Source organism: Polynucleobacter sp. MWH-CaK5 (genome assembly GCF_018687615.1).
Taxonomy (GTDB): Bacteria; Pseudomonadota; Gammaproteobacteria; order Burkholderiales; family Burkholderiaceae; genus Polynucleobacter.
Genome location: NZ_CP061299.1, coordinates 971,076 through 995,860 on the forward strand (window position 1 = coordinate 971,076; position 24,785 = coordinate 995,860).

Consider the following 24,785-nt stretch of genomic DNA (forward strand, 5'->3'; position numbering starts at 1 on the left):
TAACAAAAAAGCCGCTCAAGAGCGGCTTTTCATTTTGGTAGAAGATTAATTACTTCTTGACCACGAAACTACCAGGCAAGCTGGCGATGTAAGCAGCCATATCCTTCAAATCACGATCTGAGAACTGAGCAACCTGGCCAGCCATGATGGCGTTATTGCGGCCAACTGTTGGGTTATTAGTCACTTTATAAGCTCTCAAAGCATAGTAAAGGTAATCGGCATGCTGACCAGCCAATTTTGGATATTCAGCCACAACTGGCTTGTTCATGCCTTCACCGTGACAAGCTGCACAGTTACCTTTGACCAAAAGCTCCTGACCTTTTTTAAGGTCGGCAGCTTGTGCAGATACTGTAGTCATTGCGATAGAGGCCGTTGCGATAGCAATCAAGATACTTTTCATGTCGACTTCTCCCGCTTATTTCAATTTATTGATAGGTGTTGCTGATGTCTGAGCAGCGTAGTAAACCGCTAAGTCAGCCATGTCTTGATCTGTTAATGAACCAGCGATGCCTCGCATGGTTGGGTGCTTACGCTCGCCCTTTTTGTATGCTTGCAAAGCAGCCAGAATATATTCAGCATTCTGACCACCAATCATCGGCACAGTATAGATTTCTGGAAAGCTAATGCGGTAGCCAGGAATTGCATGGCAACCAATACACATCGCTACTTTTGATTCAGCAGCTTTAATATCGCCCTTAACGCCTTGGGCATTCACAGTACCAGCCAAAGTCATGGCGGCAACAGCAACAGTTAGTAGTTTTTTCATAGTGACCAAATATTGAGTTAGATCAAAAATTTCTTCGATGCGAGTATAGCGGATGAGAGGCAAAAATGGGTTCAGAAATGACACTTTTTAAGTAATTTTTCCAACAAAACATGCCTTAAAGCACAAAATACTTCAAATCAACTACAAACTTCATGAAATATTAGTTTTACTAAGTCATGCCTTTGGGCTCGCAATACAATGACGCATTAATTAGGAGAATCTTGATGTCGACAATCGCACAACGCTTAAAAGAACTTCAGATTGAATTGCCAACTGCTGGTGCTCCAGCCGCTGCTTATGTGATGTCAGCTCAAACTGGCAACACCCTCTTTCTATCTGGCCACATCGCTAAAAAAGATGGCAAGCCATTGGTGGGTAAATTAGGTTTGACTATGAACACTGAAGAAGGCAAATTGGCAGCGCGCAGTATTGCGATTGATTTGATGGCGACCATGCAAGCTCATCTGGGTAATTTGGATCGTGTGAAGCGCATCGTTAAAGTGATGAGCTTGGTTAATTCAACAGAAACATACACAGAGCATCATTTGGTGACGAACGGTTGCTCTGAATTATTGTTTGAAGTTTTTGGTGAAGCTGGCAAACACGCTCGCAGTGCCTTTGGTGTGGCACAGATCCCTTTGGGCGCTTGCGTTGAAATCGAATTAATTGCTGAAGTTGAGTAAACCTCATCAATTTATTTTTTACTTCACAAAGTAACTAGCTATCCAAATATAAGCCGGTATCCCCACGATGATGTTCAAGGGGAATGTGATGCCCAATGAAGTGCCCATGTACAAAGCGGGATTAACTTCGGGCATCGCGTGACGCAAGACTGCTGGCACAGCAATGTATGAAGCACTGGCTGCGAGAATCATCAACAAGACCGTATCACCCAAAGCAACACCAAACATCAAACACAATCCCAAGGCCACCATTGCATGCACTGGTGGCGCTATGAAGCCATACAAAAAGGTGATCGGTGGCTTGCCTTTTAGTTCAGCAATACTTCTGGCAGCAACCAAGCCCATGTCGAGTAAGAAGAAAGCCAACAATCCTTTGAACAAGTCGATTGAGAATGGCGCCATGACTTTGAGTCCAGCATCACCAGAAATGATGCCAACCATCAAAGATCCTAAGAGCAATAATTGACCGCCGTCCGTGAATGATTCATGAAGGATTTTTCCAATGGGTGTATGCCCTGTTTTATCACCCGAACGCTGCAACCGAATTCTGTTGGCCAACACAATTGCAATGATGATTGCTGGTGATTCCATCAAGGCCATCGCTGCAGCCATATGACCGCCATAAGCAATCCCATTTTGATCGAGGACTTGAGTGGTTGTGATGAAGGTCACTGCACTCACCGAACCGTAGGCAGCAGCGATCGCTGCTGCGTCTAATTTATCTAACTTTTGCTTGAGTAAGTTGTATCCAATCAAGGGCACTGTAATTGCGAGACCGATTGCCAAACCAAGGCTGATCGCAATCTCTGCGGTGAAACCAGATTGATTAAGAGCAAAGCCCCCTTTCAATCCCAAGGCCATGAGCAAGTAAAGGGACAAGAAACGAGATATTTGCTGAGGAATCTCTAAATTGGAACGCACCAAACCGGCAAATATGCCGAAGATGAAAAACAGAATGGATGGGTCCAGTAGATTCGTCATAAGGTTTCCTTTAGTCGCCATGATAAAAACGGTCATACATAAAGTAAAATCGTATTTATGATATAAATACATAGATAAAAGTCTATGACCACTATGATCACCATGACCACATCTGCGAGCCAAAACCCATGAATATCACCTTCAGACAATTGCGCCTTTTCTTAGCTCTTGCAGACACAGGAAGTGTCAGCGCTGCCGCCAGGGTTCTTCATGTGACCCAACCCACCGCTTCGATGCAGTTAAAGGAAATCACGGAAGCCGTGGGCTTACCTTTGTATGAGGTGGTCTCCAGAAAAGTCTATTTGACTGAAATGGGTCAAGAATTGGCTAGATCTGCCAGAGCCATTGTGGGCGAATGGGAAAACTTTGAACAACAAGCTGATGGCTTAAAGGGCTTCACCAGAGGAAAACTCAAGGTGGCCGTGGTCAGTACTGCCAAATATTTCATCCCAAGATTATTGGGAACGTTTTGTGCGAAGTACCCAGACATAGATATTTCTTTGGAGGTATTGAATCGTGATGGCGTGGTGAAACGTCTAGAAGAAAACTTGGACGATCTTTACATCATGTCTCAACCACCTCTGAACTTGGATATTGAAGATGAAATCTTCATGCCCAATCCTTTGGTCTTAGTCGCCCCAAAACATTCACCAATGGCTAAGAAAAAAATAATCGATATTTCCAGCTTAAAAGACGAACAATTTATTTTTAGAGAAAAAGGCTCTGGCACGAGGATGGCCATTGATGCTCACTTCAAGAAATTGAAGTTCAAACCAGATGTGAGGCTAGAGCTTGGCAGCAACGAGGCGATCAAAGAAGCTGTGATCGGTGGCTTGGGATTGGCAGTTTTATCAAAGTACTCATTGAGTGAAGCGAACACTCAAAATGAAGTTGCGATTTTGAAATGCGCTGATTTTCCAATTGAAACAAGTTGGCACATCGTGAGACCCAAAGGCAAAAAACTCTCACCGATTGCCAGTATCTTCAAGAAACATCTATCGGAGCAAGCTAAGGCTTGGAGATAGTGAGAGTCTAGTGAGAGTCTCGCAACTCTCACTACTTATGACTCTAACCGACCAAATTTAAAACTCGCTGGTTTATTGCGCAGTCAACTTGGCATCTTTGAGCTTAGGCTCTAATGCATGTCCCTTGCGAGCACGATTGGCTGTGAATGATTTCAAAGTCTTCGCATCAAGCGCAGCTTCCGTTGGCTTACCTGCTCTACCAAGACCAGAAATGACAGCACCGGATGGACCCACTGCAATCGCAGACTGAAGGCGCTCAGCCTTATCAAGATCCATCAAGATCACACCCTTGCCACCTGTTGGTAAACGCTTCAAATCATCCAATGAGAAGACCAAGAGTCGTCCGTTTTCAGATAAGCAAGCCACTTGCTTCATGCCCTCTTGAACTTTTGCTGGGGCCAATGGCGCATCGCCTGGTGCAAATTTAGCATCAACACCCACAAATGATTTACCCGCCTTGTTACGTGTCGTCATATCTGCCACATTCGCCAAGAAACCATTGCCTGATTTCATCGACAACAAGAGCAAGTCGTCATTGTGTCCGGCGTAGTAAGCCACCATCTGAGTACCGGCCGCTAAGTTAACAAAACCTGTCAACGGAGAACCATCACCTCTGGCACCTGGCAAATCTGAAACAGGCACGGTGTAAACACGACCATTGCTGCCAAAACCGAGAACAACGTCGGTGGTGCGGCACTCAAAAGTGCCATACATACCATCGCCCGCTTTGAAGCTGAATTGCTGCGGATCATGCTCATGACCTTGGCGAGCTCTGACCCAACCGCGTTGAGAAACAATCACAGTGACCGGCTCATCAATCACCTTGGCTTCAGCAACTGCTTTTTTCTCTTCCTGAATCATGGTGCGACGCTCATCACCGAAGGTCTTCATGTCAGCTTCGATTTCTTTGACGATGCGTTTGCGCATATTACTATCGCTGCCCAAGATACTTTCTAAGTCTTCTTTTTCAGCATTGAGTTCTTTGAGCTCTTGTTCAATCTTGATGGCTTCTAGTCTTGCTAACTGACGCAAGCGAATCTCTAAGATATCTTCCGCTTGACGCTCAGAGAGTTTGAACGCTGTCATCAAATCAGCTTTAGGCTCATCACTGCCGCGGATGATTTTGATGACTTTATCAATATTGAGAAGAACTAATTGACGTCCTTCTAGGATATGAATGCGGTCATTGACTTTGGTCAAGCGGTGCTGAGTTCTGCGTGTCACTGTTGCAACACGGAACTCGATCCACTCACTCAAAATCTCGCCAAGACCTTTTTGGCGTGGGCGACCATCATTGCCAATCATCACCAAGTTGATCGGCGCATTGGACTCTAGTGAGGTATGAGCCAACAAGGTTGTGACGAATTCATTCACATCAATGTTTTTGGTCTTTGGCTCAAATACCAAACGAACCGCAGCGTCCTTGCTTGATTCATCACGCACAGAATCTAATAAGCTCAAAATGGTTTGCTTGAGATTGTTTTGTTCAGGCGTTAAGGTTTTCTTACCAACTTTGACTTTAGGGTTGGTGAGTTCTTCAATTTCTTGAAGAACTTTTTGTGTTGAAGTGCCTGGTGGCATTTCAGTCACAACCAACTTCCATTGGCCGCGAGCCATGTCTTCAATCACCCAACGGGCTCTGACTTTTAAGCTGCCACGACCTGTTTGATAGATTTGTGAAATTTCTGCATGAGAAGAAATGATTTGCGCGCCACCCGGGAAATCAGGGCCTGGTACGTATGACATCAATTCTTCATGAGAGATTTTCGGATTCTTCATGAGTGCAATGGCTGCACTAGCGACTTCTTTTAAGTTGTGTGACGGCACTTCTGTGGCCATACCCACGGCAATGCCTGAAGCACCATTCAAAAGAACAAACGGCAATCTTGCTGGGAGCAAACGAGGCTCTTGCATCGAACCATCGTAGTTAGGAATGAAATCAACCGTGCCCTCATCGATCTCATCTAAAAGCAAACTAGCAATCTTAGTTAAGCGAGCTTCGGTGTATCGCATCGCCGCAGCACCATCGCCGTCTCGTGAACCAAAGTTACCTTGGCCATCGATCAATGGATAGCGCAATGAGAAATCTTGTGCCAAACGCACCAAGGCGTCATAGGCAGATTGGTCGCCGTGCGGATGGAATTTACCCAACACGTCACCAACCACACGCGCGCTCTTCACTGGTTTTGCATCAGCACGCAGATTCATTTCATTCATCGCGAACAAAATGCGGCGCTGAACTGGTTTTTGACCATCAGCTACTTCTGGCAGAGCACGGCCCTTCACCACGCTGATGGCGTAGTCAAGATAAGCACGCTCGGCATATGTTGCCAGCGTCAATGAATCAACATCAGCCGTGTTCGGCACCACTCGTGGTGCCGTCGCTACAGCCTCAGCATCGGTATCAGATTCATCGCCCATATCAGCAAATAAATCTGGTTCTTGATTCGGATTGTTTTTCTTTTTACTCATTCGGTATTTTTCTTAATTCTTAAGACTTAAATGTCTGCTTCAACTTCATTGCCGCGTTCTTCAAGCCATGTTTTGCGAGCACCTGATTCAGATTTGCCCATCAACATGTCCATGGTTTTAACTGTTTCAACTTCACCCAATGCACCTTCAGTAACTGGCAATAAACGACGAGTATCAGGATTGAGTGTTGTGTCCCAAAGCTGTTCAGCGTTCATCTCACCCAGACCTTTGAAGCGGCTGATTTGCCAACTACCTTCACGCAAACCTTCTTTGCGCAATTTATCTTCAATGGCTTTTAGTTCACCTTCATCTAAGGCATATAGTTTTTGCGCAGGCTTTTTGCCGCGTGCCGGAGCATCCACACGGAACAATGGTGGGCGTGCAATGTACACGTGACCGCGCTCCATGAGTTTCGGGAAGTGTTTGTAGAACAAGGTGAGCAGCAATACCTGAATGTGCGCGCCGTCCACGTCCGCATCTGACAAGATACAAATCTTGCCGTAACGTAAATTACTCAGATCCGGCTCATCATTATTACCGTGCGGATCCACACCAATCGCAACAGCAATGTCATGAACCTCATTGTTGGCAAACAAGCGATCACGCTCGGCTTCCCACGTGTTCAAAACTTTACCGCGCAAAGGCAGAATCGCTTGGTATTCTTTATTGCGCCCCATCTTGGCTGAACCACCGGCAGAATCGCCCTCCACCAAGAAGATTTCGTTCATCGCGATGTCTTCGCTTTCGCAGTCAGTCAATTTGCCTGGCAGAACTGCAACACCTGATGATTTTTTCTTTTCAACTTTTTGACCAGCGCGAGTTCTTGCTTGAGCTTGTTTGATCACAAGCTCGGCTAATTTTCTGCCGTAATCCACATGTTGGTTTAACCAAAGATCTAATGCAGATTTTACAAATCCAGACACCAAACGCACAGCATCACGAGAATTCAAACGCTCTTTGATCTGCCCTTGGAACTGCGGATCCAATACTTTGGCTGATAAAACAAAAGAAGCGCGCGCAAAGACGTCTTCAGGCATCAATTTAACGCCCTTCGGTTGCAAAGCATGAATGTCAATGAAGCTTTTCACAGCATTGAATAAACCATCACGCAAACCACTTTCGTGCGTTCCACCGGCAGGCGTTGGAATCAAGTTCACATAGCTTTCGCGAACCGGCGCACCTTCTTCGGTCCACGCCACCACCCAGCTAGCGCCTTCACCTTCAGCAAATGAATCTTCACCTGCACGATTAGGATCGGCAAAGTGCTCGCCATCAAACGCTGGAATAACCACTGGACTATGGCCACTTTGTGCCATGGCTTCATCCAAGTAGCCTTTTAATCCTTGGGTATACAACCAAGTTTGTGGCTCGCCACCCTTCTCTTGAATGAGAGTGACTTTAACGCCAGGCAATAGAACTGCTTTTGAGCGCAATAATCGTTGCAACTCAGCCATTGGGATCTGTGCGCTGTCAAAGTATTTGCCGTCTGGCCATGCTCTGACACGGGTACCGTTGGGACGATCGCCCATTGGTGCAATTTTTGTTTTAAGTGGCTCAACCACAAAGCCGTGTTCAAAAGCCAAGGTTGAAATTTGTTTGTCACGCCAAACAGTCACTTCCATGCGCTTTGATAGCGCGTTAGTGACAGAAACACCCACACCGTGCAAACCCCCTGAGAAAGCGTAGGCTCCACCAGAGCCTTTTTCAAACTTACCGCCAGCATGAAGCTGCGTGAATACCAATTCAACAACGGGACGCTTCTCTTCTGGGTGCATGCCCACTGGAATGCCTCGACCATCATCTTCGACACTCACGCTGCCATCCGTGTGCATGGTGACCACGATGTGGTGACCATGACCACCCAGGGCTTCATCCGAGGCGTTATCAATCACCTCTTGGATCATGTGCAATGGATTATCAGTCCGGGTATACATACCTGGACGCTGTTTGACCGGTTCAAGTCCCTTTAGAACTTTGATCGACGATTCGCTGTATTGATCTGTTTTTTTAGTTGCCATGGCGAAGAATTGTATCCACATGCGAAAATGACTTCCATGGGAGCACTTAATCACCTTCGCGTTTTAGACCTCAGTCGAGTCCTGGCAGGCCCCTGGTGTGGGCAGAACCTGGCAGACCTGGGAGCCGATGTAATCAAGGTTGAGAGGCCAAAAGCAGGAGACGATACCCGTCAGTGGGGCCCTCCTTTTTTGAAAGATTCTAAGGGTCAAGATACTTCAGAAGCAGCCTATTATTTGGCCATTAATCGCAATAAAAGATCGATTACTTTGGATATTTCGACCCCAGAAGGTCAAGAAATCATCAAAAAACTGGTTTTAGAGACCGATGTGGTGATTGAGAACTACAAAGTGGGTCAATTAAAGAAATATGGCCTGGATTATGAGAGCCTCAAAAGCCTTAAAAAAGACCTAATTTATTGTTCTATAACGGGTTTTGGTCAAACGGGCCCCTATGCCCACCGCGCTGGTTATGACTTCATCGTGCAAGGCATGGGTGGTTTTATGAGTGTCACTGGTGAAAAAGAGGATTTGCCTGGTGGCGGCCCTCAAAAGGCCGGCGTGGCCATCGCTGATATTTTTACAGGGATGTATGCCACTTCTGCCATTTTGGCGGCTGTGGTACATCGAGATCGTACCGGCGTGGGTCAATACATTGACTTGGCCTTACTGGATGTTCAAGTGGCAACCATGGCCAATGTGGCGAGTAATTATTTGGCCAGTGGCGTGGCTCCCAAGAGCTGGGGCAATGCCAGCCCGAATATCGTGCCCTATCAAACATTTAAAGCATCTGATGGTTGGATCATTGTGGCTTGCGGTAATGATGGTCAGTACCGTCATTTTGTAAAAGCTGGTGGCCAAGAAGAATTGGCAGACGACAGTCGTTTTGCAAGCAATCCAGAGCGCGTTCGACATCGCGATACTTTGGTGCCGATCTTGAGCGCCATGGTGGCCAAGAAAACCAAAAAAGAATGGATCGATGCTCTAGAGCAAGCAGGAGTACCGTGTGGTCCGATCAATAACTTTGAAGAAGTCTTTGCAAACGAACAAGTGATTGCAAGAGGCATCAAGATGGAAATGCCTCATGCCAAGGCTGGCAAAGTTCCTTTGGTGCGCAGTCCGATGCGCATGAGTGAAACACCCGTGGTTGAAAATCGACCACCGCCTCTATTGGGTGAACACACGGATGAGATTCTGAAAGAACGTTTGCAAATGAGTGATGCAGAGATACAAGCACTGAAAAATAAAGGCGTTTTATGAGCATTGCAACAAACGAGAGCACAGCAATCAGTCTCACCAAAGTATTGCTTGTTGGCGGCTTGATTGTGTCTCTGGCCATGGGCATTCGTCATGGCTTTGGTTTATTCAATTTACCGGTCACCCAAGCCAATGGTTGGGGAAGAGAAACGTTTGCTCTTGCGATCGCACTGCAAAATTTGGTGTGGGGCATGACGCAACCAATATTTGGTGGTTTAGCTGATAGATTTGGTGGTTATAAGGTCATGGTCTTAGGTGGCATTTTGTACACACTAGGGCTGATTGGGTCAGGCTTATCAACCAGTAGCTTGGGCTTTGTGATGACAACGGGTGTAGTGTTAGGTTTGGCTTTAGCTTGCACCACTTATAGCGTTGTGTATGGCGTGATTGGCCGCAACTGTCCGCCCGAGAAACGCGTTTGGGCCATGGGCATTGCGGCTGCGATGGGTTCATTTGGCCAGTTCTTGATGATTCCAGTTGAACAAGAACTGCTGACTCATTTTGGCATCCAAAACTCTTTAATTATTTTGGCGATCTTAACCAGTTTCATCGTGCCCTTGAGTTTGATTCTTCGAGAGAAGAATTACCAGCCAGCACAAACTGGCAGCGATCAAACCATCGTGCAAGCAATCAAGGAAGCTTTTGGACAACGCAGCTTTCAGTTATTGATCTTCGGTTATTTGGTGTGTGGCTTTCAAGTGATCTTTATTGGTGCTCACTTAGCTCCATATCTCAAAGACATGTCTGCGACTTATCCTGATGTGGGTCGTCCTGAAGTGGCGACCATTGCTTTAGCACTGGTGGGCTTATTCAATATCTTTGGAACTTACTTTGCAGGCAAGTTAGGCCAGAAATTTCCGAAGCATCTTTTATTGGCTTTTATCTATGGGGCAAGAGCCATCGTGATCGCAGGATTTATTCTTTTGCCATTAAGCCCAGTGACTGCTTATTTATTTGCAGCATTGATGGGTTTCTTGTGGCTCTCAACTGTGCCACTCACCAATGGTATCGTTGCCCACATTTTTGGCGTGAAGTATTTATCGATGTTGTCAGGCTTTGCATTTTTCTCCCATCAAATCGGCGGCTTTATGGGCGCTTACTTGGGCGGCTATTTATTTGATGTCACGGGCTCTTACAACATCGTGTGGATCATCGCGATTGGTTTGAGCATTGTTGCTGCTCTTGTGAATCTTCCGATCAAAGAAAAAGAATTGGTGAGAGCTCCACAAAGCACTGCCACTGCAATGTCATAAATAAGATTGAGATGATGTCATTTTTCCAACGCCCCATCGTGATCAAAGCATTGATTTTGGTATTGTTGGCTTTGGTGTTTGCTGCTTACTTAAGACCTGAGATGATGGTTGATGTGGCGAACACCCTACTAACCCTCTGCGGATGGTAAGCTAGCGCCCTATTTCAGTTCTCGCCATAGTACAGTGGATAGTACAACTGCCTCCTAAGCGGTAGACACAGGTTCGATTCCTGTTGGCGGGACCAAACAAGTCACTTGCCTAATTTATCTCCGACCATCTGCAAGTACATTCTCAATTCATAAACCTTCACAGCATATTTTTTCGGCACTCTCATAGCCAATGCTTGGGATTGCAGCGCCTGCCATTCTTCTTGCCATGATTTTTTAGGATTGGCTGCCACTGCTAATTCAAGAACTCGCAATTTTTTATAAACCGCAGAGGTCTTCGCGTCCACACCCATAGCAATTAGCTTGGGTAAAAAATTAAATAATGGAATCAAGATGGCCAATAAAGGCAAGATGATACGAATCGCTCTTTCAACCCAAACCACACTCCAAAATGGTAAGTGACGGTGCAAGAAAGATGGTCCAGTTTTAAGATAATGTTTTGCATCATCATTGTGTGGCCAAGCAAAGCCATTTTCTGAGGGATAGTCACTTTCTTTTTGTAAAAGACCCAACTGACTGATGCTTGCATCCATGGCTCTCATCAAAGGTGTGATCAAGGCAGGATGGATGTCTTCACTGACAGCCAGAGCTGCTGGAGCCGCCAATATAGAGATGTCTTTGCGAGGAAGATCCTCCGCCAAGTTGATCACCCCCCTTGGAACTGTTACTTTCTTTAAAAAAGGTAGGCGAACCGTATAAGCATCGGCTTGCTCAAAACTCATCACTGCTAAGTTGGGGCTACGCAGATATTCCAAAACAATTGGTGCCTGTGGGCCACTGACCAACATCACTGCATCTAGCTCATTGGCATTCAATGCTTTGAGGCTTTGTGAAGCCGTGAACTCTTTGAGCTTGATGGTCGGCTTCTCTGACTTCACATCCACTTGATTGAGCTCTAACAACTTCAATCCCAAGTCACGTGTGCCACTGCCTGGCATTCCAATGGACAGTGTTTTATTTTCTAATTGCGTAATTTTTGTGAGAGGCTCTTTAAAGGCTGACTTGCGATAGAAAATCCAGACCTGCTCATCAAAAACGGAAGCTAAAGCAGATATGTTTGGGTTCTCAGAGACTTGACCAACTCCCCCTTGCAGAATTCCGACATGGAATTTTGAATTGGGCTGATTCAAACGTTCAATGTTTTCTAAACTGCCGGCTGATGGCAAAACTTCTAAAGTGATTTTTTCTTTGGCGAGCTCTTTCGCTAACTGTTGCCCAAAACGGTAATAGAGACCATTCTCAGCCCCAGTTGTCATCACAATCTTTTTAGGTGGCGTTGGCACCAAAAACCAAATCAACAAACCCAGAAAAAGAATGATCAAGACCGGCAGCGCGTAAAGCATTGGCGGTTCAAGTAAACGCTGGGTGATTTGTTGGAATTGTTTTTTCATGGTGTTTAAGATTTAAATCGAATTATTTACTGACCAAAGAAATGCCTAAAGGAATGCCGGCATCTTCAGCCTTTACTTCTTGTGCTTTACCGACTCTAACTCGGTCTTTCATATCAGGTGAGTTTTTCAAGAAAGCATCTCGCGCATTATTTGCACGAGCATTGGCTAGAGCAATCAAGCGAGCTTCGTTGATGTTTTGAGCTTCAATCAATTCTTTGCGCAGGGTTTCCCAGCGAGCTGGTGTATTGGGTAGCTTGAATAACTGTTGAGCCAGTTTGATGCGCCCCACTTGGGATCCATAAGCAGATTTAAGACCGCTTTGGACACGCGGGTCTGACAAGCTAGGATTAGGCAGTGGTTCACTCTCTTTTAGCTTGAATCCTGCTGCCAATAGGATGGCACGATCAGCATTGACTCGGGCCAACTCTTGGCGGTCTATTTGTGGATCATAAGTGCCATAAAACTCAACGATGGCATTTGATTTTTTCTCAAGTAGTTTTGCTACTTTTTCTAATTTTTCCTGCTCAGGAGGCGTGATGACACTCTCACCTGCGCCAGTGTAAATGCCATCCAAGCCCTCCTCGCCAAACAATGAAGCCAAAGCCCTGAATGGTGCTGTAACGATACTGGATAGAACATTGCGCAGAGCTTGCCAGAACAAATGGCCCATGCTGAATTCTGGTGAATCAACATTGCCTTTGATCGGAATGTTGACATCAATCATGCCATCAGAGTCCTCCAGGACAGCAATAGCCAAGCCAATGGGTAATTTCATGCCTTTGAATTCAGGAACTTCATCACCCAATTTGATCTTACGAATCACAAAACGATTTTTACCGATTAGCTGACCCTCTTTGGCCGTGTAGCGCAGATCAACATCAATGCGCCCATCATCAATTTGATAGCCTGCAAAAGTCATGGCATACGGATTAATGCTGTTGAGTGGTAGGTTCTTAAAGCTCAAAGAGACATCTGAGTTTCTTCTTGGATCTTCAAACGCAGCCTGCCCTCTCGCGCGCAAACTGCCGCTTTTATCAACCGCGCCATCCAAAGCGATGGTGGCGTATTGCCCAGGCACGTTACTAACACCTAACAAAGAACCATTGAGTTGATTGATATTGGTTTTAAAACCAGGTTTCATAGATGCATCTGAAAAATACATCCTGCCTTGATTGACTTTGATTGCTTTGATATCAACCTCAAAGGCTGGCTTGCCTGCCACCTTACTGACTGGTGCTGCCCTTGGTGTACTTGGCGTCGTTGTTCCAGGCGCTACTGCTTGATTTTTCATGAACAAACGACGGAAATTACTGAACTTATCTTCACCAATTGAGAATCTGGCCAAAGGCTGAGTAAGAACCAATTCTTGAATGCTGAAGCGCTGTTGCTGTTTTTCTAAAAAATCGAGTTCAAATTTTGAGAAATAGGCTTTTTTCCAACTGAGCAATGGGTCTTTTTCTTTAGGCTCGTAAATCGCTAACTCAGCAAAATCAAGATCACCCAAAATAGCCCAACCACGTTGATTGGTTTTTAACTTAAGTTCTGCACTGACCGACCCTTTGTGAGTGGTCAACTTCTCATTAGCAGGCAATAAGGCAACAAATGGGGCCAAAGGCAGATCTTTAAAAGTAACACTTCCATCAAGATCTGATTTTTTCAAGTCATAGCTGAGTTGGCTGCTCAAAAGAGCGTCTTCAATCTTCAAATTGATCTTTAGATCAATTTTTTCTTGAGCGGTCATATCCAAGTGACCTCCCACTCCAAGACTGGCGAGTTTGAGGCGGTTGGCAGAACCAGGAATGGCTAAATCAACATTCTTTAAGTTCAAGAGATAGTCACTTTGCACACCGCGAGCACCGCTTGGGGCATAGTTGGCAAATTCTTTAGCCTGGAATTGAACATCCTTGAAAACATAGTCTGTTTTTTTGATGCTGTCCTTGATGGCAATTTGACTATTTTTTAGTTCAAACTGGTCAATCTCTATTTTTAGAGTCGATGGTTTTGCAACAGGTTTTTTTAATGCCTGGATGGCCTTGATAAGCTCAAGGAAATTCCATTGAGCAACACCCTGCTTGCTGCTTGTGCGTTGCAAAAAGATTTGGGCTTGGTCAATCTTGATTTCAGATAAATGAATCCGACCAATCAAGGCATGAATGAATTCAGCATTGATGCTGAGATGCGCAATATTGAGTAGCGGGAGTGCTGCTTGCTTTGAAGCAGACTCTTTTGATACTTTTAAGCCATGGATATCAACTTTAAGAACCCATGGTGAAACATCAATGCTTTCATAGCTGATCTGATGGCCAATGCTCTGGCCATATTGATCAACCGCATTTTTAATGATTCCTGGCAGAAAGATGGCCAAACCTGCCCAGAAAATCAAAATCAGGGCTACAAATGCCAGCCCGGCCCTGATGATTATTTTTTGATATTTCATACCCAAATAATAAATTGACTTGGCGTCTTTGGGATGAATGTTTTAAAGCTTGCTTCTTATTTGGTGACTGGGGGAATCACAGTACTCCTTGGAGCCACTGTCAACATCACATTGGCTTTTCCACCAAAGCCACCTTCTTCGATTTCAATGGTCGCAGTTCTGTCTTTTTTGATGAATACCAAGATGCTATTTTTTGATTTGGTTGAAGAAACCAAAGTCCAACCTGCTTTTTGGAATTGATCTCTAAAGAATGTGAAGGTTTCATTGGCATTTTGCGCTGAAGTGATCGCGACACGACCCGCCCAGCCGTCGCCACTGCCCAAAATCAATGAATTTTCATTGTTAATGCGTGCGCCGCCTGGCATAGGCATTTCACCTAACAATTTTGACTGAATATCCTGAACTGATTCACCGTCGGCATTTTGTAATGGGGTTGTGCCACATGCACTCAATCCCAAAGAGATGGTGATGATGGAACTGATGAGTAGTTTATTCATGGCGAGCTTTCTTCAATTCATAATTTTCTTAAATTAGGATAAGGATACACCCAGTCACTGAAATCTTTGATTGATTTGAGCGTGACAATTCTTATCAGAGATTTGTCATTTGAATATTTGAAATACTTGAAAGAATTTGAAAGTGTGTTAGCTGAATTTCTGTTTGCTTAACAAAAAACTATTGTGAAATTTTTTCCTTAATAATTTTCCCGAAAATAATTTAGTTGATCAATGTCAATAGGTGAAAAAATTTATTTTGCGAAATTTTTTTCACAACTTATCCACAGTTTGTGTGGACTACTTGATCGCAAATTACAAAAAGTCCTTATTTGATAATGGTGGAGCTGGTCTGCTTAAAAATTAGGCAGCAATGAATTGCGCCCATGCTTGATTGATACTTTTTGTAATTTGTCTGTCATAAATACTTTTTTAATTAGCTTGACAAAGAAAAATCTCGCCGGCCTTCTCTTCAATTTGCAATTTAATCAGGCGCGATCCATGTGGACATGGTCCAGAAATACATTCACCGGTATCAGGTAAATATTGCGCATCGTGCGATGCACAAATGATGGCTGTTTTGTCATTTGTGAAGAATTGACCTGGTTGCCAATCCAGTTCCATTGCCACATGAGCGCAACGATTCAGATAAGCGTGTGCCTGACCATCAAAACGAATCACAAAAGCGGGCAATGTTTCATCTACACGATGGTCAATTGATCCAACCATGCCTGCAATGTCAGAAGTTCTGACCATGAAACGAAAGCCTTCCTCTTGATCTTGAATGCGATCACTAGGGCAAATGCAATGACCGGCCTGAATCAGAGGTTCAAAGTCATCTTCAGAGGCGTTGGTCTGATCGGTTGAGGACATGAGCTGGCTTTCAGTAAATATAAGTTAAATGGTGATTAATCTAGGCTTGATGACCTGCTTTAGCAGATAATCTAATAATATTAAGAAATATTGTAGACATGTCATTAATTTCAGCAACCACCAAAGCAGCTTTAGAAGAGCTTTTAGAAACTGCCCTGCGCCCTGCGCCAGCAGATTGGTTAGGGATTCGTTTTCGGGGGCAGATGATTGGCTATATCCAGCCAGATTACATCGCAACGATCAAATCTTATATTGAAGATACAGAGACCCCAGCCCTAGCCCTTTTTGGGGAGCATTTGCTTCTTGAAAATCTCCCCCCATTTTTACTGAGTCAAGAATTACAGGACTTGGCTGAGTTTTTAAAGAAGCAAGGTTTGGCTCCGGGTTGGCGCAATGAGTCTTATGCCTGGTTAGACGAGCATGGCCATGAGCGCTTCAGAATGGAACGTGCAGTATTTCGATCATTAGGCCTTCACAGTCGTGCCTGCCATATCAATGGCCACACTGCTAATCAAGAGATGTTTTTGGGGATGCGCAGTGCTGATAAAGCCACCGACCCTAATATGCTTGATAACTTAGCGGCTGGCGGAATGAGTGCTGATGAAACTTTGCAGCAATGTGTGATCCGTGAGCTTTGGGAAGAAGCCGGTGCTCCAACCGAGATTGCTCGCATGGCTGAACCAGTGGGTCACATCCACGTGGGACGCGTGGTTGAGCCAAAAGGTCTTCATGACGAGAGTTTGTATACCTACGACCTCTTATTGCCTGATGACTTTGAGCCAAAGAACATGGACGGTGAAGTTTCAGGTTTTATCAAAGTTCCATATGCTCAGGCGGCTGATTTGATCTTAGAAGGCGCCTTAACGCCTGATGCGGCAGCGGTTGCTGCAGATTTTCTTTTAAGAAAATCCTAAGTCTTTAAGACACCATGGAGATCATTGCTTTTACGCTGTCTCTGATTTGTGTGGCTCTCAATGCCTATGGTCACATCTTGACTTGGCCTCTGATGATTGCCAGTTCCGCTGCTTATGCCTGGGTGTTTCAAGATGCCAAATTATTTGGTGATGCTTGGTTACAAGGTGTTTTTATCCTTTTGGCGATTTATGCCTGGAAAACCTGGTCAAAAAGTACTCAAACTGAGGGAACGAGCAACAGTTCAAGCAGTTCATTCAAAAGAATGCCACGCAGTTGGCCTTTGATTGCTAGTTTTTGCTGGTCAGCTCTGTTTTTGATCATTCATTATCTGTTGGTGAACCACACCAGCTCAGATGTGCCACTCATCGATGCTTTTTTAACAGCCGGTAGTTTGTTGGCCACTTATATGAGTGCGCAAAAGTGGCTCGAGAATTGGTTGGTGTGGATTTTTGTGAACAGTCTTTATATTGCTTTGTACATTTATAAAGATTTGCATTTGACTGCCCTGCTGTATGGTCTCTTTATTGTTCTTGCAATCCTTGGTTGGGTACAGTGGTCTAAGAAAATCAAACTCAGCAAATTGACTCAGTGAGCCAACAGCATGACTAATATTTTAAGAATCGCGATCGTGGGCGCTGAGTGCAGCGGCAAAACAAGTCTGGCTCAAAGTTTGGCGAATGCTTTTTCCAAAGAATATCCCAGCGCCTATGTTCCAGAGTACTTAAGACTGTTTGTCGATCAAGAAAACCGAACCCCACGGACAGATGAGCAAGTAGGTATTGCACAAGAGCAGCAAGCATTAGAGCGCACGGTTGCCAATGACCTGATCAAGCAACACAGCAAGCCAGAGTTTGTTTTACTTTTTTGCGATACCACCCCTCTAATGACATGTATCTACAGTGAGGTGGTTTTTGGGGGTACAAATCCTGAGCTCATGAAGATAGCTCAAGCCCATGACTATGATTTGACGATTTTTACCCAAATAGACTTCCCATGGCAAGAAGACGGTCTGCAACGCGATGGCCCAGTGGCACAGACCAAGGTTCATTTCAGGGTCAAGGCCCGCTTAGAAGAGCTTCAGATACCCTATGAATCAGCCTTTGGAGATCCAGGGCTGAGGTTACAAAAGACCCAAGATAGTGTCAGGGCTTTATTAGAGAAGCGCAAAGCTCAAAAATCCATATAATCACTGTTATCTAGTTGTTTTAGATATTAGCTCGGGGTCCTGCATCTTTGATGTGGGTGAGAAATACCCGTTGAACCTGATCTCGATAATGCGAGCGCAGGGAAGCGTCCAAACCGCATCCCCAACTCGCCATCGTTTATATAAGGAGTACTGACGATGGCTTATACGCCAAAACTGAACCACATTGCAGGTGCATGTGCCCTGCTGTTTTTTATCAACTCACAGACATTTGCTCAATCTGAGACGCAGTTATCACCGGTGGTGGTGACTGGTGAGACTGAAAATCTAATCAGCCAAGAAATTCAAGCTGGATTTGGTGGCAAGTGGATTGACCAAACCAAATCAGTCAACACTGTTACTCGTGAACAAATTGATAAAACCATGGCTCAAAAAACGAGTGAGGTTTTGAAAAATGATTCTTCAGTTCAGGCGAACTATTCCCCTCTAGGTTATTACGAATCCTTCGCAATCCGTGGTTTTGGATTAGATTTTGGAACGGCCTATCAATTAAATGGCATGCCCTTAGCTGCTGAAGCGCACATACCTCTTGAAAACAAAGAACGAGTTGAGGTTATCAAGGGGGTTTCTGGTGCAGAGACTGGTGCGATTTCACCTGGTGGCTACATTAACTTTGTAACTAAAAGACCTACTCACATCAATAGCGCAACTGTTGGCTATGGCGAAAGAGGAACTTTTTCACAGGCTGTCGATTTTGGAAGATGGCTTAATCAAGAGAAAACATTAGGCATTCGATTAAACGCTGCTAACGAAACAATCAAGCCTTATGCCAAGGAAGCAACGGGTGATCGTAAATTTGTAAGTGCTGCAATTGACGCCTCTTTATCATCAAGAACTAAGATTGAAACTGATTTTGACTATCAAAAGAAAAGTCAGTTTACGCAACCAGGATGGCAACTATTAGGTGGCACGACCCTACCTCAAATCAATCCCGAACAAGTTTTAGCCATTCAACCATGGAGAAAGCCTACAACTACTGAACAAACGAACTTTGGCACAAGGCTTACGCATGAATTAGAGAGTGGCTGGAAGTTAAATACTGGATATCAAATTAGCAGAATTGTTACAAGTGACAATAGTTCGTTTCCGTGGGGATGCCGGGAGAATTTAGCTGGTACTTTTAATTACGATAGCGTTAGCGAATCTTACGGAAAATACCCTGTCAACTCAAATAATTTCTGCAGCAATGGTGACTTCACTATCTCTGATTTCCATAGTGACGGTGAGATCCACCAAAATCAACAAGGTAAATTTGAGCTATCAAAAAAACTTTTTGCCAATGACGTAGAACACTATTTAAATATTGGTGCATCAAGATTTCATAGAAGAGTAGCTCAGCCAAAGTATGTTTGGACAGACGCCCGTGAGGTTGGAGGTAAATATGGTAACTATTACGATAACGATCCAGCCGATACTGTCATACCTAGTGACTTTGCTTATGGAAACATTTATACCTCACCAAATGGCGCCAGCATTTATCCAAGCGCGGCGACATATCCCAGTGTAGATAAATTTGGATATTCAAATACTCAGGATAGTATTTATATCAACAACAAAATTGATCCGAAAAATTCTTATGTTTATTTCATTTCTGGAAAAATCATTAACAGTCGGGAAGAATGGGCAACACCATATAAGCTAGGTAATTCAGATGATATTAAATTTTTACCAAGCTTAGCAGTACAAAAAAGAGTTAGCGCATCTGACGTCATCTACACATCTTATGCAAAGGGACTTGAGCTTGGAGGACGCGCTCCTATTATTGCTACCAACGCCAATAGCGTCATGCCTATTAAAGAAACGCAACAATGGGAAATTGGTTATAAGTCTTTAATAACAAGCAATCTTCAATCAAGCATTGCTTTATTCGAAATATCAAAGCCCTACGAATACACCACAACTCTCAATGGAAACTACGATGAATTTGTTCAGCGTGGCACTCAAAAACATACCGGCCTTGAACTTGGCTTGAGTGGACGAGCAACAAATCGCTTAAGCATTCAGACTTCAGCCATGGTGATTGATGCAGTTACAGAGGGTACCGGCGATCAATTTGATGGAATGAAAGCCATGAATGTACCTAAATTCAAGCTCTCAACCTTTGCGAGCTATCGCCTACCAAGCCTTGAGCAAACCGCCTTAAATGGAGGTTGGGTCTATGAAGGCAGCAAATATGCAAAACGAGATAATTCTGTAAAAGTTCCGGGATACCATCGATTTGATGCTGGCTTAAGTCAAAACTTAAAGATGAATAACACTAAAACGACTCTGAGCTTGTATGTAGAGAATCTTTTCGACAAGGGCTACTGGCGAGATGTAAGTGAATATCTTGGTGATGCATACCTTATCCCTGGAGCACCGCGCATTATTAGAGCAACCGCTAAATTTGACTTTTAATCTCTAGCAGCTCTAGAGGATCAGCCGCATCTCTACGTGAGGGATGCCGGCCTCATCGAAGATGGGACCAAAAGGTTCAAAGTCTTCTTTGGCATAGAAAGCAATCGCATGAGTCTGGGCGTGCAAGATACATTCTTGTACGCCCTTTTCTTTTGCAGTTTGGATTAATGCCTTCAAGATACTTTTACCTATGCCCTGGTTTCTTCTTGAAGATTGAACAGCCATGCGTCCTATTTTGGCAATGTGCCCAGTAATGATTAATCGCCCTGTTCCAACCGTTTGATTATCTGCAGTGGCAATAGCATGCCAAGCAAGCTCATCAAACTCATCCCACTCCATCTCTTCAGGAACTTTTTGCTCGATCACAAAGACTTCGTAACGCAAAGGTTTAACCAAACTTTGCGCCTCAGCCCAATTTGTTATCGATAATTCAATCATCAGGGTACAAAATAAATAAGTTAATCATATAGATAGGATAAAGCCCCAGAAGCAATATGTTTCAAGGCATATTAGAGCAAACTCAGGGCGAATTTGGCATCTAATAAAAATCAGGCTATAATCTTGGTCTATTCCTCGATAGCTCAGTCGGTAGAGCGCCGGACTGTTAATCCGTAGGTCCCTGGTTCGAGCCCAGGTCGAGGAGCCAAGAATTAGTAGCAAAATCAATAGCCTGCAGCGATGCGGGCTATTTTTTTACCCCAAAATAAACTTAGCGCACTCTTAGCACACTTCAATTTCAAGTTTGATGCTAATATTGCTATAAATTAATAGCCCAAAAATACATCAAAGTGCCAGCCAATCAGGACTCTAGCGTCATACTGCGTAAAAAGGAATTGCGCCTTTTTCGTCGTAATCGTTCGGGCTTTTGGCAAGTACATTACAAAATCGGGTCTAGTAAAACTTGGTACCGTAAAACGACTGGAACTGACGATTTAACCGAGGCAACACAGATTGCCGAGGACATTTATCACGAAGCCAGAGTCCTGGATAAACGAGGTCTGGCTGTCGTTAGCAAGAAGTTCAAAGCCGTTGCTGAAGTCGTCAGCCAAAGGCTTAAAGGAGAAGTAAAGGCAGGTACTGGGAAAAAGAGTTATGCCGACTATTACCGCGCCATTGATGGCTACTTAATCCCCTACTTTGGTAAGTTCAACGTAGATCGAATAACACCCGATGTAATCTCAAGTTTCCATCGCTGGCGTACTGAAAAGGTCGGCTACGAGCTTAAGGCTTCGACTCAAAATAACCATAATGCCGCCCTCAATTGCGTATTTGATTACGCTGTTGAAAAGAAATACATGACTGAAGCGCAGCGCCCTAGTCTTAAAAATACAGGTGAAGCAACTACAAGCCGTGGGATCTTTAGTACCGATGAGCTAATTGAACTTCAGACATTTATTAAAGGCTGGGCTCATGCAACCAAGAATGTTAAAAGTCAGCAGCTTCGTGAGCTATTGAGTCTTTACATTACTTTTATTGCATGTACTGGAGTGCGTCCTGGTACAGAGACGAAAGAGCTTAAGTGGAAGCATATTGAATTTATTCAAAAGCCCACAATGCGAGTGATACACATTACATTGCCACAAGGTAAAAACGGCAGCAGACAGCTCATCGCTAGAAATGAACTTTGGCCACTTTTAGATAAGCTACGTGAATTACAACCAGAGTATGCAAACCTAACGCTAGAAGAATTGGTCGCTAAGAAGGAAGATAAACTTTTGTTCCGCATGCGAAATGGTGAAAGGCCCTACGACCTCGTTGGCACTTTTGCTGATTGCCTAGAAGCTGCCGGCATGAGTAAGAGTGATAAAGATGGCAAATCACGAAGTTTGTATAGCTTGCGACATTACTACGCAACACAGAGAATATTAGATGGACTTGATTTTGGGCAGCTAGGCAAGCAAATGGGTACGAGCATCCCGATGATTGAGAAGCACTATAGCCACCTAAAACCCTTAATGATTGCAGAGCAATTAGCCGGTGACATTCCTAACGATAAAACAGCGCAGGCTGATGAAATCCTGCGCTACATGAATCCAAGCCCAATTCGTAATGACGTGATTAGTCTGGTTGGTGCAACTACAGGCGTTTATTTACCCTTAGTCGAAGCTAATCCAAAAGCCACCAAAGAGCTCAAAGACGAGCTCAACAAATCCCTGGCGAAAGTAAGTTGATGACAAAAGCACACGACTTTCAAAATTACCTCACGGCTATGGTGATCTGATGACTCCATTTATTCAAACCTTCTTTGAACGTAAAGCCAATGCTGCTCTCACGCAAAGCCTAGAGCGAGCTTGTGACTTATCGCATTTCAAACAAGTCAAAACTAGGTTGGAAGCTAGCGAGGATTTAAGCAAGGAACTGCCGCAACTTAAGAAGCTAGCAAAGAAAGATGCTCTAGCGGCAGTAAAGACCTTGATTAAGCGCTGCGATTCAGACTTAGCTGGCTATTGGAATCTACCTAAAGCTGCAAAAGCCAAAGTAACCGTTAGCCACAAGTCATTTAAAGGCGAATTAGTGCCTCGATTTATTGCAACTTATCAATTTGCTACTAAATTGGGTAAAGTAGAAATTAAGATAATCACGCAAGGAAGATATGTGTTTGTATCGCCTAATTCCGAGGATGTAAAAAAGGCCAACGCGGAGTTGGCCTTTAGGGATGTTGAAAAACAATTAAGTCTGGCTGGATTCAGTAGCTAATTCAAAACTTTATGCCCATTTTCGGAGAGCATGCTTTTTAGTTTATTAATTACATTCTCGTAATTAACTGGATCCATATCCCTCAGGGTGGAAACCATGGGGATAAGCTGTAGGACTGCGTCAGGGCTAAATTTCTTCTTTAGCACACTCCATTGCATAACCATTGCCATGAAATGTTCCAAATAAAAAATTGCCGTTGTGCAGGCACACTCCTCTTGGCTAAGAATAATTTCATCGCCAGAATACGAATAAAGAATAGCTTCAGTTTCACTGCATACATGAATTGGAGCGGGAAAAATAAATCCTCCCACATTCATAATTGCCCAATCCCAGATTAAGTGGTCGTCAAGCTCACGCCGCATTGGATTATTTTCGATAAAGCAGTTGTAATGAATCATGGTTTCTACTGCACGAACCATGAATGACATTTTTTGGAGGTCCTTATCGCCTGGTTTGCAATTGATAGAAATGGGAATTTTTTGCCATTCGAGATCAATACCTGGCTGACCTTGAAAATTACCACCAGTCATTTTTGAGGGATGTTGGTGCACATGAATTTGTAGATAGTTACTCATGAAACTCTCCTTTGGAATTTACAGAATGGTATGAATAAGCAGATTGATTATGAATCTCGCTTAAAGATAGATCGGTCAATAGAGGTGAAAATTTCTTTGGCTCACCGGTATCGGTAATATCAGCAAGATCCACTTCGCAAATAGATGAAATTAGAATTGGCCCCACAAAGGCTCCGCACTGGACATATGCAGTATCGTTGGCGCAGGTACCATAAAAAGTCTTTCGACCATCTGCCATTAAGACCATATTTGTCACTTTGACCCAGAAACGCTCTCCGATTGCATCTACATCATGCCATTGAGCGGCAACCTTAATATACACGCCAGAGGCTACCAATTCGCGATCCTCAATCATAGGAACCCAAAAAGTATCGGGGTGACGGGCGTGAATATCATCAACGTTATACAGATCAAACTCAATATATTGAGATGGGCCGATATGAGCACAACACTTACTACGTTGGCGAATAAGTACTTCAGCAATCTCATCAATCTCGAAATAGTGGTTAGTAACTTCTAGCTGAGGATTCTTATGTAATTTATTTAACGATTTATACATTATTTTCTCCATTTTTAAATTCGGCTACTTGATATCCATCTGTATAGAAACCGTTTTCGAGGTCCATATCACAAATATTTGAAATGCAGATTGGGCCGATAACGGCTCCTTCAAGCAATTGATCTGTTGAATACTCTGTAACAGCGTAAAAAATCTTTTCCCCTGCTGGCAAAATATCAACCAAAGAAACGCGGACCCAAAAAACTTCGTCTTCCCCTTGCGCCCAATTAGCATGAAGCTTGATGCAATCACCTAAAACTACTTGATTACGCATAACACGATCTGGAATATCAATTTTATTTTTATAAAACTGCTGCATGTAATCTGCATCATGCAAATCAAAGATCTTGAAACCGCCACTTTTATCTACGGAAATTGTCCGATTACGTGGTCGGCGCAAGATTTCGTAAAGGCTTTGTTCGTCTACAACTTTTTTAAGAATCTGTAGTGAATCCATTTTCATATCATTTCCTTTGTTTAGTTAAATTAAAAATTTGTAATACAAGATGCTGCGCACTTTTAATTAGTGCGAAACATTTACTGACTGAATTGTTAAAGAGCTGACTGTCACGCATAAAGGCACTTAAAAAGTTGCTGTAGCGATGACGAAAACAAGTTGTTTGC

General features: G+C 43.9%; 24 protein-coding genes, 2 tRNA genes and 1 riboswitch. Of the genes, 13 read left to right on the forward strand and 13 right to left on the reverse strand.

All coding sequences use genetic code 11. From position 1 onward, the window contains the following. Window positions 1–49: 49 nt before the first annotated feature. Entirely contained in the window at window positions 50–400 is a 351-nt protein-coding gene (locus GQ367_RS04775) for a cytochrome c (RefSeq protein ID WP_215289469.1), read from the reverse strand. A 15-nt stretch (window positions 401–415) separates the two neighbouring features. Then, window positions 416–766: a cytochrome c gene (locus tag GQ367_RS04780; protein WP_215289471.1), complete on the reverse strand. Its 351-nt coding sequence runs from the start codon at window positions 764–766 to the stop codon at window positions 416–418. Window positions 767–990: 224 nt separating this feature from the next. Here GQ367_RS04780 and GQ367_RS04785 point away from each other — a divergent pair, with 224 nt between their 5' ends. Beyond that, complete coding sequence (locus GQ367_RS04785) at window positions 991–1,449, forward strand: RidA family protein (protein ID WP_089515715.1); 459 nt, start codon at window positions 991–993, stop codon at window positions 1,447–1,449. 18 nt (window positions 1,450–1,467) lie between these two features. Here the strand turns inward: GQ367_RS04785 and GQ367_RS04790 are convergent, their stop codons facing one another. Next, on the reverse strand, window positions 1,468–2,430 hold the full coding sequence (locus tag GQ367_RS04790; RefSeq protein WP_215289473.1) for a sodium-dependent bicarbonate transport family permease: 963 nt from the start codon (window positions 2,428–2,430) through the stop codon (window positions 1,468–1,470). 128 nt (window positions 2,431–2,558) lie between these two features. Between GQ367_RS04790 and GQ367_RS04795 the strand changes: the two genes are divergently transcribed. Continuing rightward, window positions 2,559–3,455, forward strand: a complete 897-nt coding sequence (locus GQ367_RS04795) for a LysR family transcriptional regulator (protein WP_215289474.1) — start codon at window positions 2,559–2,561, stop codon at window positions 3,453–3,455. Between the two features lie 72 nt (window positions 3,456–3,527). On the opposite strand, the gene parC is transcribed toward GQ367_RS04795, so the two are convergent. Continuing rightward, the gene (parC, locus tag GQ367_RS04800; RefSeq protein WP_215291893.1) at window positions 3,528–5,876 is read right to left on the reverse strand and encodes a DNA topoisomerase IV subunit A; all 2,349 of its coding nucleotides are present in this window, start codon (window positions 5,874–5,876) and stop codon (window positions 3,528–3,530) included. A gap of 77 nt (window positions 5,877–5,953) precedes the next feature. Continuing rightward, the gene (locus GQ367_RS04805; protein ID WP_215289476.1) at window positions 5,954–7,945 is read right to left on the reverse strand and encodes a DNA topoisomerase IV subunit B; all 1,992 of its coding nucleotides are present in this window, start codon (window positions 7,943–7,945) and stop codon (window positions 5,954–5,956) included. A gap of 36 nt (window positions 7,946–7,981) precedes the next feature. On the opposite strand from GQ367_RS04805, the gene GQ367_RS04810 reads away from it, so the two are divergent. The 4 genes from GQ367_RS04810 to GQ367_RS04825 all read left to right on the forward strand — a co-directional run bounded on the left by GQ367_RS04810 (window position 7,982) and on the right by GQ367_RS04825 (window position 10,696). Beyond that, a complete protein-coding gene (locus GQ367_RS04810) occupies window positions 7,982–9,202 on the forward strand; it encodes a CaiB/BaiF CoA-transferase family protein (RefSeq protein ID WP_215289478.1) in 1,221 nt (406 codons plus the stop codon). Further along, window positions 9,199–10,452: an MFS transporter gene (locus tag GQ367_RS04815; RefSeq protein WP_215289480.1), complete on the forward strand. Its 1,254-nt coding sequence runs from the start codon at window positions 9,199–9,201 to the stop codon at window positions 10,450–10,452. Before GQ367_RS04810 ends, GQ367_RS04815 begins: the two co-directional genes overlap by 4 nt. 11 nt (window positions 10,453–10,463) lie before the next feature. Continuing rightward, window positions 10,464–10,601 carry a hypothetical protein gene (locus GQ367_RS04820; RefSeq protein ID WP_215289482.1) on the forward strand — a complete coding sequence of 46 codons (138 nt, stop codon included), beginning with the start codon at window positions 10,464–10,466 and terminating at the stop codon, window positions 10,599–10,601. A 20-nt stretch (window positions 10,602–10,621) separates the two neighbouring features. Then, window positions 10,622–10,696 (forward strand) — tRNA-Arg (locus GQ367_RS04825). A 6-nt stretch (window positions 10,697–10,702) separates the two neighbouring features. Here GQ367_RS04825 and GQ367_RS04830 read toward each other — a convergent pair. The 4 genes from GQ367_RS04830 to GQ367_RS04845 form a co-directional block, all read right to left on the reverse strand. Then, window positions 10,703–12,010, reverse strand: a complete 1,308-nt coding sequence (locus GQ367_RS04830) for a TAXI family TRAP transporter solute-binding subunit (RefSeq protein WP_215289484.1) — start codon at window positions 12,008–12,010, stop codon at window positions 10,703–10,705. Between the two features lie 22 nt (window positions 12,011–12,032). After that, window positions 12,033–14,447 (reverse strand): DUF748 domain-containing protein, encoded by a 2,415-nt coding sequence (locus GQ367_RS04835; RefSeq protein WP_215289486.1) that lies wholly within the window; start codon window positions 14,445–14,447, stop codon window positions 12,033–12,035. Between the two features lie 56 nt (window positions 14,448–14,503). Then, window positions 14,504–14,944 (reverse strand): hypothetical protein, encoded by a 441-nt coding sequence (locus GQ367_RS04840; protein ID WP_215289487.1) that lies wholly within the window; start codon window positions 14,942–14,944, stop codon window positions 14,504–14,506. Between the two features lie 429 nt (window positions 14,945–15,373). Continuing rightward, on the reverse strand, window positions 15,374–15,814 hold the full coding sequence (locus GQ367_RS04845; protein WP_215289488.1) for a Rieske 2Fe-2S domain-containing protein: 441 nt from the start codon (window positions 15,812–15,814) through the stop codon (window positions 15,374–15,376). Between the two features lie 98 nt (window positions 15,815–15,912). On the opposite strand from GQ367_RS04845, the gene GQ367_RS04850 reads away from it, so the two are divergent. The 4 genes from GQ367_RS04850 to GQ367_RS04865 all read left to right on the forward strand — a co-directional run bounded on the left by GQ367_RS04850 (window position 15,913) and on the right by GQ367_RS04865 (window position 20,330). Further along, window positions 15,913–16,728, forward strand: coding sequence for an NUDIX domain-containing protein (locus tag GQ367_RS04850; RefSeq protein ID WP_215289489.1), 816 nt, complete (start codon window positions 15,913–15,915; stop codon window positions 16,726–16,728). Window positions 16,729–16,742: 14 nt separating this feature from the next. Next, window positions 16,743–17,321 carry a nicotinamide riboside transporter PnuC gene (gene pnuC, locus GQ367_RS04855; protein ID WP_215289490.1) on the forward strand — a complete coding sequence of 193 codons (579 nt, stop codon included), beginning with the start codon at window positions 16,743–16,745 and terminating at the stop codon, window positions 17,319–17,321. Window positions 17,322–17,330: 9 nt separating this feature from the next. After that, on the forward strand, window positions 17,331–17,915 hold the full coding sequence (locus GQ367_RS04860; protein WP_215289491.1) for an AAA family ATPase: 585 nt from the start codon (window positions 17,331–17,333) through the stop codon (window positions 17,913–17,915). A 22-nt stretch (window positions 17,916–17,937) separates the two neighbouring features. Continuing rightward, window positions 17,938–18,035, forward strand: a riboswitch (TPP riboswitch). Between the two features lie 36 nt (window positions 18,036–18,071). Beyond that, complete coding sequence (locus GQ367_RS04865) at window positions 18,072–20,330, forward strand: TonB-dependent siderophore receptor (RefSeq protein ID WP_215289493.1); 2,259 nt, start codon at window positions 18,072–18,074, stop codon at window positions 20,328–20,330. A gap of 12 nt (window positions 20,331–20,342) precedes the next feature. Here the strand turns inward: GQ367_RS04865 and GQ367_RS04870 are convergent, their stop codons facing one another. Then, complete coding sequence (locus GQ367_RS04870; RefSeq protein ID WP_215289495.1) at window positions 20,343–20,768, reverse strand: GNAT family N-acetyltransferase; 426 nt, start codon at window positions 20,766–20,768, stop codon at window positions 20,343–20,345. 132 nt (window positions 20,769–20,900) lie between these two features. Between GQ367_RS04870 and GQ367_RS04875 the strand changes: the two genes are divergently transcribed. The 3 genes from GQ367_RS04875 (at window position 20,901) to GQ367_RS04885 (ending at window position 23,027) form a co-directional block, all read left to right on the forward strand. After that, window positions 20,901–20,976, forward strand: a tRNA-Asn gene (locus GQ367_RS04875). A 142-nt stretch (window positions 20,977–21,118) separates the two neighbouring features. Then, on the forward strand, window positions 21,119–22,501 hold the full coding sequence (locus GQ367_RS04880) for a phage integrase SAM-like domain-containing protein (protein ID WP_215289497.1): 1,383 nt from the start codon (window positions 21,119–21,121) through the stop codon (window positions 22,499–22,501). A gap of 49 nt (window positions 22,502–22,550) precedes the next feature. Next, window positions 22,551–23,027, forward strand: a complete 477-nt coding sequence (locus GQ367_RS04885; protein ID WP_215289499.1) for a hypothetical protein — start codon at window positions 22,551–22,553, stop codon at window positions 23,025–23,027. Here the strand turns inward: GQ367_RS04885 and GQ367_RS04890 are convergent. Genes GQ367_RS04890 through GQ367_RS04900 form a run of 3 tightly spaced genes read right to left on the reverse strand, consistent with a single transcriptional unit; the run spans window position 23,024 to window position 24,624 of the window. After that, a complete protein-coding gene (locus GQ367_RS04890) occupies window positions 23,024–23,602 on the reverse strand; it encodes a hypothetical protein (protein ID WP_215289501.1) in 579 nt (192 codons plus the stop codon). The two genes, GQ367_RS04885 and GQ367_RS04890, sit on opposite strands and share 4 nt — an antisense overlap. Next, window positions 23,595–24,161, reverse strand: a complete 567-nt coding sequence (locus tag GQ367_RS04895) for a hypothetical protein (protein ID WP_215289503.1) — start codon at window positions 24,159–24,161, stop codon at window positions 23,595–23,597. Before GQ367_RS04895 ends, GQ367_RS04890 begins: the two co-directional genes overlap by 8 nt. Beyond that, window positions 24,154–24,624 carry a hypothetical protein gene (locus GQ367_RS04900; RefSeq protein WP_215289505.1) on the reverse strand — a complete coding sequence of 157 codons (471 nt, stop codon included), beginning with the start codon at window positions 24,622–24,624 and terminating at the stop codon, window positions 24,154–24,156. The genes GQ367_RS04895 and GQ367_RS04900 overlap by 8 nt, the downstream gene beginning before the upstream one ends. Window positions 24,625–24,785: the final 161 nt, after the last annotated feature.

Bases quoted from the DNA above. Each gene is read 5' to 3' on its own strand.
- GQ367_RS04775 (WP_215289469.1), bottom strand. From the start codon at position 400: ATGAAAAGTATCTTGATTGCTATCGCAACGGCCTCTATCGCAATGACT.
- GQ367_RS04780 (WP_215289471.1), bottom strand. From the start codon at position 766: ATGAAAAAACTACTAACTGTTGCTGTTGCCGCCATGACTTTGGCTGGT.
- GQ367_RS04785 (WP_089515715.1), top strand. From the start codon at position 991: ATGTCGACAATCGCACAACGCTTAAAAGAACTTCAGATTGAATTGCCA.
- GQ367_RS04790 (WP_215289473.1), bottom strand. From the start codon at position 2,430: ATGACGAATCTACTGGACCCATCCATTCTGTTTTTCATCTTCGGCATA.
- GQ367_RS04795 (WP_215289474.1), top strand. From the start codon at position 2,559: ATGAATATCACCTTCAGACAATTGCGCCTTTTCTTAGCTCTTGCAGAC.
- parC (WP_215291893.1), bottom strand. From the start codon at position 5,876: ATGGGCGATGAATCTGATACCGATGCTGAGGCTGTAGCGACGGCACCA.
- GQ367_RS04805 (WP_215289476.1), bottom strand. From the start codon at position 7,945: ATGGCAACTAAAAAAACAGATCAATACAGCGAATCGTCGATCAAAGTT.
- GQ367_RS04810 (WP_215289478.1), top strand. From the start codon at position 7,982: ATGGGAGCACTTAATCACCTTCGCGTTTTAGACCTCAGTCGAGTCCTG.
- GQ367_RS04815 (WP_215289480.1), top strand. From the start codon at position 9,199: ATGAGCATTGCAACAAACGAGAGCACAGCAATCAGTCTCACCAAAGTA.
- GQ367_RS04820 (WP_215289482.1), top strand. From the start codon at position 10,464: ATGATGTCATTTTTCCAACGCCCCATCGTGATCAAAGCATTGATTTTG.
- GQ367_RS04830 (WP_215289484.1), bottom strand. From the start codon at position 12,010: ATGAAAAAACAATTCCAACAAATCACCCAGCGTTTACTTGAACCGCCA.
- GQ367_RS04835 (WP_215289486.1), bottom strand. From the start codon at position 14,447: ATGAAATATCAAAAAATAATCATCAGGGCCGGGCTGGCATTTGTAGCC.
- GQ367_RS04840 (WP_215289487.1), bottom strand. From the start codon at position 14,944: ATGAATAAACTACTCATCAGTTCCATCATCACCATCTCTTTGGGATTG.
- GQ367_RS04845 (WP_215289488.1), bottom strand. From the start codon at position 15,814: ATGTCCTCAACCGATCAGACCAACGCCTCTGAAGATGACTTTGAACCT.
- GQ367_RS04850 (WP_215289489.1), top strand. From the start codon at position 15,913: ATGTCATTAATTTCAGCAACCACCAAAGCAGCTTTAGAAGAGCTTTTA.
- pnuC (WP_215289490.1), top strand. From the start codon at position 16,743: ATGGAGATCATTGCTTTTACGCTGTCTCTGATTTGTGTGGCTCTCAAT.
- GQ367_RS04860 (WP_215289491.1), top strand. From the start codon at position 17,331: ATGACTAATATTTTAAGAATCGCGATCGTGGGCGCTGAGTGCAGCGGC.
- GQ367_RS04865 (WP_215289493.1), top strand. From the start codon at position 18,072: ATGGCTTATACGCCAAAACTGAACCACATTGCAGGTGCATGTGCCCTG.
- GQ367_RS04870 (WP_215289495.1), bottom strand. From the start codon at position 20,768: ATGATTGAATTATCGATAACAAATTGGGCTGAGGCGCAAAGTTTGGTT.
- GQ367_RS04885 (WP_215289499.1), top strand. From the start codon at position 22,551: ATGACTCCATTTATTCAAACCTTCTTTGAACGTAAAGCCAATGCTGCT.
- GQ367_RS04890 (WP_215289501.1), bottom strand. From the start codon at position 23,602: ATGAGTAACTATCTACAAATTCATGTGCACCAACATCCCTCAAAAATG.
- GQ367_RS04895 (WP_215289503.1), bottom strand. From the start codon at position 24,161: ATGTATAAATCGTTAAATAAATTACATAAGAATCCTCAGCTAGAAGTT.
- GQ367_RS04900 (WP_215289505.1), bottom strand. From the start codon at position 24,624: ATGAAAATGGATTCACTACAGATTCTTAAAAAAGTTGTAGACGAACAA.